The sequence below is a fragment of the Commensalibacter nepenthis genome (assembly GCF_029953305.1).
Classification (GTDB): Bacteria; Pseudomonadota; Alphaproteobacteria; order Acetobacterales; family Acetobacteraceae; genus Commensalibacter; species Commensalibacter nepenthis.
In genome coordinates, this window is sequence record NZ_JASBAN010000001.1 from 417,008 (window position 1) to 428,677 (window position 11,670).

The window sequence follows — 11,670 nt, forward strand, 5'->3', positions numbered from 1 at the left end:
CACTCTAAAGTCACAAAAATTGAACTCACATCCAGATATTATTTAAAAAACCACAGATTATTCATCTGCTTTATTAAGTATTTTCATTGTATTGTTGGGCACAATGATCCCCAATAAAATATAAATCAAGGAAATGATCAACGGAACCCATCGTCCTGCATATGAAAAAATCGTTCCAGACAATGAACCAGGCAAAGCAACCGCTTTCGCAGCACCTATTCCCCAACCAATCCGTAATAATTCACGACCATAAGGATCAAATACTGCTGAAATACCCGTATTCGCCACACGAACAATCGGGATACCCTCTTCTACTGCCCGTAACCTTACGGCAGCCAAATGTTGACGAGGACCGGCTGAATTTCCATACCACGCATCATTTGTTAAATTCAATAACCATTTTGGTCTTTGCGAGGAATCAATAACTTGCCCTGAAAAAATAACTTCATAACAAATCAAAGGTCCAAAAGCACTAACCCCAGAAAGCGGTATCGTTTGCACACCTTTTCCCGGCGTTAATGGTGAACCTGGGACAATATGAAATGGGATATACCAAGGCTGAGATTCCCCAAAAGGCACCAATTTTGCCTTGTCATATTGTGCAATAATTGCACCATCTTCGGGCTTTAACACAACCAAACTATTATGAATATGCCCTTGCTCATCACGCGTAATAGCACCCAATATTCCTGCAACCGCACCTTTTGCTTCTTGCATCAATATTGATCTCGCCATGGAATCATAGGTTATGTCGCCAGGAAAAGCGCTCTCTGGCCATGCAAATAATACGGGACGGTCAGGAATGGATTGTTGCTTTTGAAGTTGCAATGCCTCTTGCATCCCCTCTGCTGTCAAAGACAAGTAATTTTGGAAAATTCGTCTAGGATCCGTATTGTTAATTTTATCATCCTCAGCAATATTGCCCTGAATTAATGCAACAATCGGCGTATCTTTGTGTGCAACAGGTGCTGGGGCAACCCTCGCCAATCCAGCCCCCACCCAGCATACCAACGCAATACCAAGCATCATCCAACCTTTACGCCCATAAATAGGTAATAAAACCAACAGAACGGTGAATAATGTCAATCCATCTACACCAACCCATGCCGCAGGCTGTATTAACAGATCGCCCACATAACCTGGGATTTCCCAAGCGCTGCCCAAAGGATTCCAAGGGAAACCGGTTAATATCGGATTCCACCAAGACGGCGATAATAAAATCGCCCGAGACATATCACAAACGGTCCATAGTCCTGCGAAAACAAAAATCTTTCGCCATCCATTGGGACGTAACCAATAATATAACGCCCCGACTAATCCCGTCCAAAAAGCCAGTAAAATTGCACATAAAGGGGAAACAATAGGAACAAGCCACCAAAAATCTTGTGCCCGGATTAGTATCGCATTCACCAACCAAGACAAGCCAACCGTATGTAACCCAAACCCAAACCAATATCCTTGAGCAAAGGCTTTTTTCCAGCTTGGAGCTTGTTCTATCCTTAAAAGCAATACAGGAAACGTAAACAATAACATCGGAATACAATAAGTCGGAGGGAACGCTAGTGCAGAAAGCCCCCCCATTCCTATTACCAGCAAAAGCCCTTTGATCCCAGTAATAGTGGTTAATTTATTCAAGACACTATGTGCATTCATCATTAAAAACTTTGTTCATCATGCGATGCACTGTTCTAGGTCATTCCAAGGCATCACGCAAGCGACGTTCGTAATGACGGTAATATTTATCCGCAAATAATTCTGTTTTGACGATAATCGCAACATCAGTCGTATTAAACTGTTCATCAATCACTGCGCCGTCACCCACATAGCCACCTAAACGCAAATAGCCTTTGATTAATGGTGGTAATTTAACCAACGCATGACGGTGATTTAAACTATGGAGATCCATATGCACCATCTCAACACGTCTTTCTGGAACAGCAGTCACCCTTAGCGCTGGCGGGGCTAAATGTGCATGATATAAATAGGTCAGACTTTCGGCATGATCGGCTAAATTGGTTCCTGGCAAGCTGGCACAGCCAAATAAAATATCAATACGATGAATAAAAATATAAAGCGCAATCCCTTCCCATAACAGCTGCATCGCCACACGCCCACGATATTTTGCATCAATACAAGAACGTCCAACTTCTAACAACCGACCAGGATATTCTTGTAAGGCAGACAAATCATATTCCCCTGCACTATAGAATTTCCCTGCCAAATCCGCTTTTTCCTGTGGCAACAAACGATAAGTTCCAACAACCTGATCCATGACTGTGCTTTGATCGTAATCAATTACCAATAAATAATCCGCATATTGATCAAAATCATCAAAATCTCGTTTGGTACGAACTGCTTGTTCGCTGGGGATTGCCCCCATTTCTTCATAAAAAATACGATATCTTAACGCTCTGGCAGCATCACGCTCTTCATCATTTTTAGCCAAACGCACGCCTAAATTCCCAGCACGTAATTCAACATGCTCATCACGTCGTAAATTCAATTCTAATAAATTATTCGTGGATTTTTCTTCTATCACCACAATCAATTTCCCTTTCTCTAGCTTTTATTTCTCTTGAATACGACGTGCAAATAGCTCTAGGCGATGCTGTAACAGATCAAATCCCAGTTTTTTTGCCATCACTTGAACCAGCTTAACATGTTCGGGATCTTCAAATTCAATAACTTTTCCTGTATCAACATCAATTAAATGATAATGGGTTCCTTGTTCTGTAACCTCATATCGGGCTCTACCACCACCGAAATCATGTTTTTCCAAGATTCCTTTTTCCTCTAGCAAACGCACCGTCCGATATACGGTTGCCACTGAAATATTATCATCAAGACGAGAGGCTCTGCGATACAGTTCCTCTACATCTGGATGATCGTGGGATTGTGACAAAACGCGCGCGATTACACGGCGTTGCCCTGTCATTTTCAATCCTTTTTCAATACATAAACGTTCTATATGGGATAAAATATCTTTATTTTCGCGTGTCATAGAAACCAATTTAACAATTAATAAAAACTTTTTCTAAAGTTGCTTATAAAATACACAGAATGCAAATGATATTTTATAAATTATGCTTTTTTTTAAGATAAACAGAAAATAACATTTAAACAACAAATTATTTATTCATGCCGATGATGATGTTCATAAGGTCAAAGACATTAACAAAGCATCCACATTATTTTTATAATAATTGGCTCGTCTCCCATTATGGGAAAAACCCAATCGATGATATAAATTCACTGCCACCAGATTATCCTCTGCAACATCCAGCAACACTTTTTGAACCTGTTTTTCCCTCATTTTTTCTAAAAAAATACTGAACAAGCTTTTTCCTATGCCTTGATGTTGTTTAGCAGGATGGACACAAAAAGTAAGGATCTCTGCTTCATCCATTATCAAAGAATATAATAAAAATCCATTGAGTTGATTATTTTCATCATAATCAATCACCGCGTGATGAAAAGAAATTTCAAGCAATTCGTGAATATCTTTTTCTGTCCAACGTTGTTTTCCAGAAAAAGCCACCCTATGTAGCAAAGACAATTCTACTTCTAATTCTGTATTGCTATGGCTTAAAAATTCGACTGCCATTCCTAAATCGGAGCCTTTCTTAACCCTTTTTGTGGTAATTTTGCTTCGGGTGGGTCTACATATAAAGGATATATCTGATTCGAAATAATTCTTTTACTATCGTACTGATCTGAAATTTTTGCCATCATAAGCGCATCTGCTTCATTCATATCTTGCAATTTATGCGCATGACTTGGCAGCGTGTCTTCTATCGTTGCAATAGCCTCTCCAGTAATAAAAAAAGGCTCATCAGGAAAAAATATTTCGGTATCATTATACGCAATCACTCGTGAAGACTGATTGGTTTCCACGAAAACACGCCCTCTACGCGCTTGTGTAACATGCCAAATTAGTTGAGAGGACCCATGATGAACAGACAAGAATGGAAATAGCACCTCGCCACGCCTTAATCCAATTGCAGGGCATCCTAATCCAAGCTGCATTCCCAAAGCAAACGCAATCGATGCGCGCAGCCCCGTAAATGACCCAGGTCCCACCATCACAGCAATCAAATTGATTTGATCTGCAGTTAGGATATTTTGCTTAATAAAAGACTGAAAATACTGTGGGAACCGTTCAGAACCCCCTTTAAGCGTTGTTTTTTCTTGTGCAATAACGGAATATTTCTCGTGATTCTGTTGGACAATCGCAATATAATTGGGCGCTGTTTCAGACGAAGACGCACCATTCACGACCAAAATCGTTTTACAGTCGCTCATCAAATTACAACATCAAACATGCATCTTGGAATTCAAGACGAGGCAACCGTTCAGATTGTTGATCTTTCTTGGCATAGCCCAAGCAAATTAAAAAATTAGAATGCCATCCTTGATCTTCAAAAAACAAGGTATCAACCATGGAATTATCAAATCCTGACATTGGCCATACATCCAGCCCCAATGCTCTGGCTGCCAAAATCAAATATCCCCCTTGTAACGTTGAATTCCGAAAAGCTGTTTCCTCAGCAAAAGGAATATCCTCGGCATACCAAGAGCGCAGCTCTGTTTGAGGATATAATTTAGGCAATTCTTCGTAAAATAAAGGATCATGAGCAACGATAACAACTACTGGTGCGTTCAATGCATTATCAACATTCCCCCCCGATAATGCAGAACGGAGCTTTTCTTTGCTAACCACATGGGTTAAGAACGCAAAACGTGCTGGCTGACAATTACCAGATGTCGGCGCTAGCTTTACCAAATTATAAAGTTGAATCAACAAAGCAGGTTCAACTTCTTTATCCGACCAAAATTTTGGCGTTCTGGCATCTTCAAATAATTGACGCAAAGATTCCTCTGGCAATGAGCTCATTTGCAAATCTCTTTTCTAAAAATTGACTTTTTCAACAGAGACAAGATCAGGCAAATGACGGCGTAAAATTGTCTCTACTCCGTGTTTTAACGTCAAAGATGAAGATGGACACCCCTGACACGCACCTTGCATCCTCAGATAAACGCTGCCATCTTTATAACCATGAAAAATAATATCCCCACCATCACGCGCCACAGCTGGTCTGACCTCGTCATCAAGAATATCTTTGATTTTCTCGACAATCTCTTGATCTTCAACAGCAATTTTCATCTCAGAATTTTCAGAAGTTGCGGCATCCATTTTAATCATCGTCTTGTGCATTAAAATGAATTCGATCATTACGGATACAACCAACCCTTTTAAGGTCTTCCAATCCACAGAATGATCTTTGGTCACCACCAAAAAATCAGAGCCAAAGAATATTCTTTGAATCCCTGCAATATCAAATAATGATTGTGCCAAAGGCGCACAGACAGCGCTTTCCTTATCTGCAAATTCAATCGCTTGATGTTCTTGCAAAATGGTTCGCCCCAAAATAAATTTCAATGCGTTTACATTCGGGGTTTCTTCGGTATGGATCATTCTTACTTGAGAGTCCTTAACGCTCTGTATCGGATATACTATATAATTAGACAGATATTCTTTTTATGCTTTTCTTGATAAATAATCAACTCTTGTTCACTTTACAACGATAATCATTCAGTAAAATAGGCTCTGTTCTTGGTAAACATCACAATAATCACCGCAAGCACCATCGAGACCAATAAAACAGGAATCGTCCGTTCAAACCCATTACATACAAACGAAATCACATTGCCCAGCACACTGCCAAAGCCAAATCCCAAATAAATAAAGCCATAATTTTTGGTAACCCCTGCGATGCCAAAAAAATCACCTATCAATGGTGGATAAACAGCAATCGTTCCCCCAAACGCAAAAGCAATACACGCCACCGCAATAAAAAAGAATAGCGTATTCAAAGCGAGGTAACAAATAGTTGCAACCCCTATACACAACAATATTTGGCATATTCTCAAAGATAATAAAGTGCCAATTTTATCCGAGGCACTTCCAATCACCAAACGACCACATAAATTAAAAAATGTTAATACCGCCACCGCATTCGCCGCCATATTCGCATCCAGATGTGCTATTTGTTCGCCAATATCTTTGGCGGCACCTATGATATAAATACCCGTCATAGACGTCATTAAAAAAATTGCCCAAAACCCCCAATAGGATTTATAAATCACCACTTTTCTTAAACTATTGGCAGCATTTTGAATTTGTTCTGGGGCATTAACCATCACAAAGGCTGGCACAATCATCAATACAAAAACAATAATACCCCAAAGAAAAAAAGCATATTCCAACCCATACGAGGTCAACAGATGATGATTAACATATTTAAAAATCACCCCCCCAAGCCCATAAGCACCAATGGATAACGAAGCAATGACCCCTTTGATTTGTGGGAACATTTTAACACAATTGGTGATAATCATTAAATAAACAGCACCCTCTGCCGCACCCATAATAATTCCTGCACCAACATATATCCCTAATAGATTGGTGGATTGCGAAGCAAGAAATAACCCTGCAAACATCAACATTGCGGCAATCATGGTCGTATAACGAACGCCAAATTTTCTTTGCAAATAAGCTGCTTGGGATGATGCTAAGGATAGGCTTAGACAAAACAAACCAAACGTTATCGCCACTTTGTAAACATCAACATGTAAATGATGCGCAATAGAACTGTTAAACAAACTCCACGTATAAGCAGACCCCAAAGCAAGTTGAATAATAATCGTCCCGATCAGCGTGAGGATTTTTCGAGAAATAGGTAACACATCAGGTAAAACTGCTGAATTCATGGCAATATATTACTTTCACACTTATTTAATATATATCGATAGACAGACATCAATTACCTTATTTCATTACTCAAAGAGCAATCAAATCACAATATTAAAAGACCGTTCTGAATAATTAGTGAAATATAAAATACTAGCCATAAAGTTCCTTATGAATATCTTTTATCCCTTAATTTGCTTGTAATCTCATCAACCACAACCTTGCCAACTCTGCTGGTACTCCTGTTCCTTTGATGGATTTCAATATCTGGATTGCCTTGGCTTTTTGACCTATATTTTGCTCGGCAATCGCGCTTTGCAATAACGCAAGATTACGATCTGTAATAGGCTTAGACAAAGCATGTTGCATCAACTTTGGTGCCTCAGTCACTTGTCCATTCCAGAATTGATCGTATCCCAACGTAAATAAAGCATCACCAGAAGGATCTTTTTCTGCTTGTGCAAGTTGAGTTGAGTAATCTGCTTTCGCTTTTGCCGTAATTTTCCCGACATAATCTTCAAAACGCAACACACGTTTTTGATCGCTGCTTGCAAACAGATTTTTACTATGAATTTGAGCCATCGCTTGTTGTGCAGCATAAGGATAACCCGCTTGAATAGCAATCTCCGCCATCGTGATATATTGATCGGCTGTTGTTAATAAACCTGCTTGGGCTCTGAACTGCCAGACTTCGAATTCAACAGCAGGCTTCATACCCTTGGTCGTCACCAAAGAATTCATCACATGCGACCAATATTCAGGTTTTGGATAATGCGTTGCAAGCTCCATATAACTATTGCGCACCCCCTCTTTGTCGCCTAATTTCTGTTGACAATTCACCATAAATTGCCATTGCGTTTCCGCAGGAACAGAGCCCTTTTTAAGCTCTGTGTCAATTTGCTTTTGTTGTTCTGCCAAAGCCGATTTATAATCATTATTCAAAAAGTAAGACTGGATCAGCAAGGTCTGCATGTGAGGATTGTCCCCACCTTCTTTGAAATAGCTTTGAATATATTGGATGGTCTGGGGATATTTTCTGGAACGATACGCCAAGCTGGCTTGTGCCATCATCGTTTGAACACGTTGTGCTTTGGTTAATCGGGACGAAGCCAATAAATGCGTATATCCCGCCAAAGCAGCATCAACTTTGTTTTGTTTGACCGCAGAAGCAATTTGCAGCTGTGTGATAATATCGCGTTCATAAGGGGTAGCATTCGAGATTGCTTGTGCTTCTTTGATCGCCTCATCAGCTTGAGCATATTTACTTTGCTTCATGAACTGCTCGGCTTTTTTCAACGGCACCGCCATTTGATTGCTTACCACATCTTTGGCATGAAGCGTTACCGTACCAATGCTGACCACAGATGTTAAAATGGTTGCTACAAATAAATTACGCATCCAAACTGATTGTTTCATCAACTCTATCCCGACTTAATTTTGTCCCATAATCCCAATTTTTTTAATACCCAACCGTTGAGCATCCGCCATAATAATGGCAACTGTTTTATAACTTGCCAACCTGTTCGGTTTGATAAAAATCGTTGGTTGATCTGGAAGCGCTGCGATCTCTTTAAATTTCTGTTGTAACGCCTCTTCATTGGCAACCGTCTGATTATCAAATGAAATCGTATTATCAAAATCAATACCAACTGTTAGGCTTGGTGGCGGTTCAGCTTGGGTGGGATCGCCACTCCCCAGTGCAAGTTGCACGGATTGCGTTTGCAAAGGAATGGTAATAATCAACATCACCAACAATACCAGCATCACGTCAATCAAAGGGGTCGTGTTAATATCAACAATAACCTCTTCCTCTTCTGTGCTTTTTTGCATAGCAAGACGGCGCATTTGTCGGGTTCTTAATGTATTATTATTCATCATTAATCATCCTTGTTCCCCCTAGTTTGGCTTTGGAGGTTGCGTAATAAAATCAACACGGCTGATCCCAGCTTGTTGACATGCTTCCACGATTTTACCAACAAATTCATAACGTGCATTAATATCTCCACGGATTTGAATTTGGGGTTGTGGCTTCAACGCTGCGATTTCAGCAAGTTTTGTATTTAATGTGCTAATATCTGCAATAGGTTGTTCATCCCAGAACATTTTCCCCTGAGCATCAACCGCCAACACAATATTCCCTTGCTTGACAATCGTCATATGACTCATCCGTTCAGGAAGGTTGATCTGCACCGAGTGCGTTGCAACTGGAATTGTAATCAAGAAAATAATTAATAAAACCAACATAATATCGACCAAAGGGGTTGTGTTGATTTCGGAAACAACTTCGTTTTCCTCGCCCCCCATTCCCCCATAATCCCCACCACCGCGGGGACCACCTATGTGAATGCTCATGCAGCGTCACTTTCTTTCGTTGCTGGATTTTTAGATTGAGGATTTCCACCAATCAATACACATTGAACATCTGCTGTGAAATTACGGGCTTGATCCATCACCACTTTGTTACGACGTACTAAAAAGTTATATCCCAATACTGCTGGCACAGCCGTTGCCAAACCAATCGCAGTCATAATCAACGCTTCACCCACGGGGCCTGCAACTTTATCCAATGTTGCTTGACCGGCAATGCTGATTGCAGAAAGCGCATGATGAATCCCCCAAACCGTTCCAAATAATCCAACAAAAGGTGCCGTTGAACCCACTGTTCCAAGGAAAGCCAATCCGCTTTGTAAACGCCCTTGAACATGATCCAATGCACGATGCAAGCTCATTGATACCCAGCTATATAAATCGATAGAATCTTGCAAGGCACCTTTGTGATGTTGCGCAGCTTCAATCCCATTTTCTGTAATATAACGATATGCAGATTGAGAACCTAAAACTTCAGCACTTTGTTGTAAATTCTTTTGTTGCCAGAATTTTTTGCGGCTGACTTCTTTATACGCACCTGCAACGCGATTTTGTGCAATCACTTTAATCACAATCACATACCAGCTACCAATCGACATAATCGCCAAAATTAACAACGTAATACGAGAAACAATATCTCCACCTGACCATAATGCTTTTAATCCATAAGGATTTTCAGCAGGTTTTACCTGATCCGCAGCGGCAGGCATCGCAGAAACAGGCTGTTCTTGTGCAGGTACACGCGCAGCTGCTGGTTGTGCTGTTGCTGGGGCTGCTGGTGCAGCAGCAGGCTGAGAAGGTGCTGCTTGATTAGGTTGTTGTGCCATAGTTGTTTGATTAGCAGCCACCGCCATTGCTAATGTAAAAGCAACAGGAGCAACATAACGAACAAAGTGATAACGCTTACTCATAATTTAAAAATATTCCTCAACAAAACAAAAAAGCAAAATGGTTCAAAGATAATCTAGTCTTTATATTCAATGGACTAACAAACACGAAAACGCATCTCAGAAATGGACTTACAAACAAGCCCTCTCGGGATAAACAGTAACAAAATCAAAACGAATCTTAAGTAAATCAACCTCGGAATACTCGATTGAAATTGACTTAGAAAAAAACCATCATCTCTTTTGACAGTCTTTCTGAGTAATTTTGCACTACAAAGCAAACGGGTTCTCCTCAATGCCTTCGTTTTTTATTGCGTCAGAAGAAACGGTCAACTTACGCTGATTTGCCGAGTTTTCTTTTGACAATTTACGACCAAAAAAGACATATTTTTTTGTGTTGGTTGATTTAGAGGACATGCTCCGCAATTTTTGTATGTTCTCGTATAACACAATTAAATTATTCATTCTTTGTAACATAGTACTTATTGACCTAATCTAAAATCAACAACATAGCGATGCTTATATTCTCTGACAGGAACACCTTCTTCCATCGCTGGATCGAACAGAGCTTGCATCATATAACGTAAAGCAGCAACATCAAACGCTTTATGTCCACTAGTTTGCGTTATCTCACAATCGACGGGCTTTCCTGTGACTTCTACATCACAAAATAATATAACCCTTCCCTGCTTTCGAGCGTCCAACATATCCTTTGGATATTCCAGCTGGACACCGTTAACAGGACGATTTCCAGCTGCACGCGTGATTGCCTCTATATTCGCTTTTGGCAATTTTTGTTCCGTTTTATTTGCCCAAGGATATAAGAATTGACCCAACGACCCTAGACAACTTAACAAAAATAATAATGCTGAAAAAAACATTTGTAGAAGATGATATAACTCTGACAATAAAAATTATTACCTTATAATCTAAAGTTAATCGTATAACGGTGTCCTAATTCTTTGACAGGCACACCATTTTTAGTCGCAGGGCGATATCGCGCACTATTGACATATTTCAATGCAGCCTTGGTAAATGACATGCCCCCAGAGGAACTGATTACATGACAATTACTGGTTGAACCATCTGTCTCTACGTCACAAGATAAAATTACACGCCCTTCCTTTTGAGCAGCTTCCATATCAGGGGGGTACTCAATCTGCGCCCCGTTCAAAGGGCGACTGCCTGCACTGCGATCGGGCTTACCAACACCCGCATTTGACTGACCTTGACCTTGCGTGCCTGCCACCGTACCAGAGGTCGCATCAGGTTGTGTGGCTGGCTGACTATGTAAAGGTGGTGACACAGGAGGACGTTTTTTAACCTGCTTTTTCTTGACTATTGGAGGAGGCTTTGGTTGCGGTGGTGCCTCGGTATTAATTGGTGGTGGCTCTATTTCAGGAGGCGGTGGCACAATCATTTCAGGGGCTGGCGGTTGCGCCGTTGCCGATGATGAAGCCGAAGAAGCAACATCAATAACTTGAACCTGTACAGGAAGCGTTTCCGCTTGTTCCTTTTTAGGGGTTGATAAAAACACCACCAAAAGCCAAATTACCAAGAGGTGAAAGATAACAACTCCGATGAACCCAGCAATATGCTCAACAGGATGACGCTCATTCAAATTGACCATTAATCAATTCTTCCTATACTTTGTAAAACCATAAC

General features: G+C 40.5%; 14 protein-coding genes. All 14 read right to left on the bottom strand.

The window, feature by feature from the left end:
- Positions 1 to 57: 57 nt before the first annotated feature.
- The 14 genes from lnt to QJV33_RS01880 all read right to left on the bottom strand — a co-directional run bounded on the left by lnt (position 58) and on the right by QJV33_RS01880 (position 11,635).
- Complete coding sequence (gene lnt, locus QJV33_RS01815; RefSeq protein ID WP_281461713.1) at positions 58 to 1,656, bottom strand: apolipoprotein N-acyltransferase; 1,599 nt, start codon at positions 1,654 to 1,656, stop codon at positions 58 to 60.
- Between the two features lie 37 nt (positions 1,657 to 1,693).
- Positions 1,694 to 2,539, bottom strand: coding sequence for a GNAT family N-acetyltransferase (locus QJV33_RS01820; protein WP_281463366.1), 846 nt, complete (start codon positions 2,537 to 2,539; stop codon positions 1,694 to 1,696).
- A 27-nt stretch (positions 2,540 to 2,566) separates the two neighbouring features.
- Positions 2,567 to 3,001: a Fur family transcriptional regulator gene (locus QJV33_RS01825; RefSeq protein ID WP_281461714.1), complete on the bottom strand. Its 435-nt coding sequence runs from the start codon at positions 2,999 to 3,001 to the stop codon at positions 2,567 to 2,569.
- A gap of 153 nt (positions 3,002 to 3,154) precedes the next feature.
- Positions 3,155 to 3,604, bottom strand: a complete 450-nt coding sequence (gene rimI / locus QJV33_RS01830; RefSeq protein WP_281461715.1) for a ribosomal protein S18-alanine N-acetyltransferase — start codon at positions 3,602 to 3,604, stop codon at positions 3,155 to 3,157.
- A 2-nt stretch (positions 3,605 to 3,606) separates the two neighbouring features.
- Entirely contained in the window at positions 3,607 to 4,302 is a 696-nt protein-coding gene (gene tsaB, locus QJV33_RS01835; RefSeq protein WP_281461716.1) for a tRNA (adenosine(37)-N6)-threonylcarbamoyltransferase complex dimerization subunit type 1 TsaB, read from the bottom strand.
- A 4-nt stretch (positions 4,303 to 4,306) separates the two neighbouring features.
- Positions 4,307 to 4,894 (bottom strand): malonic semialdehyde reductase, encoded by a 588-nt coding sequence (locus tag QJV33_RS01840; RefSeq protein ID WP_281461717.1) that lies wholly within the window; start codon positions 4,892 to 4,894, stop codon positions 4,307 to 4,309.
- Between the two features lie 15 nt (positions 4,895 to 4,909).
- Positions 4,910 to 5,476: a NifU family protein gene (locus QJV33_RS01845; protein WP_281461718.1), complete on the bottom strand. Its 567-nt coding sequence runs from the start codon at positions 5,474 to 5,476 to the stop codon at positions 4,910 to 4,912.
- A 113-nt stretch (positions 5,477 to 5,589) separates the two neighbouring features.
- A complete protein-coding gene (locus QJV33_RS01850; protein ID WP_281461719.1) occupies positions 5,590 to 6,771 on the bottom strand; it encodes an MFS transporter in 1,182 nt (393 codons plus the stop codon).
- A 169-nt stretch (positions 6,772 to 6,940) separates the two neighbouring features.
- Positions 6,941 to 8,167 carry a tetratricopeptide repeat protein gene (locus tag QJV33_RS01855; RefSeq protein ID WP_281461720.1) on the bottom strand — a complete coding sequence of 409 codons (1,227 nt, stop codon included), beginning with the start codon at positions 8,165 to 8,167 and terminating at the stop codon, positions 6,941 to 6,943.
- Between the two features lie 15 nt (positions 8,168 to 8,182).
- Positions 8,183 to 8,626: an ExbD/TolR family protein gene (locus QJV33_RS01860; RefSeq protein ID WP_281463367.1), complete on the bottom strand. Its 444-nt coding sequence runs from the start codon at positions 8,624 to 8,626 to the stop codon at positions 8,183 to 8,185.
- 21 nt (positions 8,627 to 8,647) lie between these two features.
- Complete coding sequence (locus tag QJV33_RS01865) at positions 8,648 to 9,103, bottom strand: ExbD/TolR family protein (RefSeq protein ID WP_281461721.1); 456 nt, start codon at positions 9,101 to 9,103, stop codon at positions 8,648 to 8,650.
- The gene (locus QJV33_RS01870; protein ID WP_281461722.1) at positions 9,100 to 10,029 is read right to left on the bottom strand and encodes a MotA/TolQ/ExbB proton channel family protein; all 930 of its coding nucleotides are present in this window, start codon (positions 10,027 to 10,029) and stop codon (positions 9,100 to 9,102) included. The genes QJV33_RS01865 and QJV33_RS01870 overlap by 4 nt, the downstream gene beginning before the upstream one ends.
- A gap of 458 nt (positions 10,030 to 10,487) precedes the next feature.
- Positions 10,488 to 10,913 (bottom strand): energy transducer TonB, encoded by a 426-nt coding sequence (locus QJV33_RS01875; RefSeq protein WP_281461723.1) that lies wholly within the window; start codon positions 10,911 to 10,913, stop codon positions 10,488 to 10,490.
- A gap of 14 nt (positions 10,914 to 10,927) precedes the next feature.
- Positions 10,928 to 11,635 (bottom strand): energy transducer TonB, encoded by a 708-nt coding sequence (locus tag QJV33_RS01880; protein ID WP_281461724.1) that lies wholly within the window; start codon positions 11,633 to 11,635, stop codon positions 10,928 to 10,930.
- Positions 11,636 to 11,670: the final 35 nt, after the last annotated feature.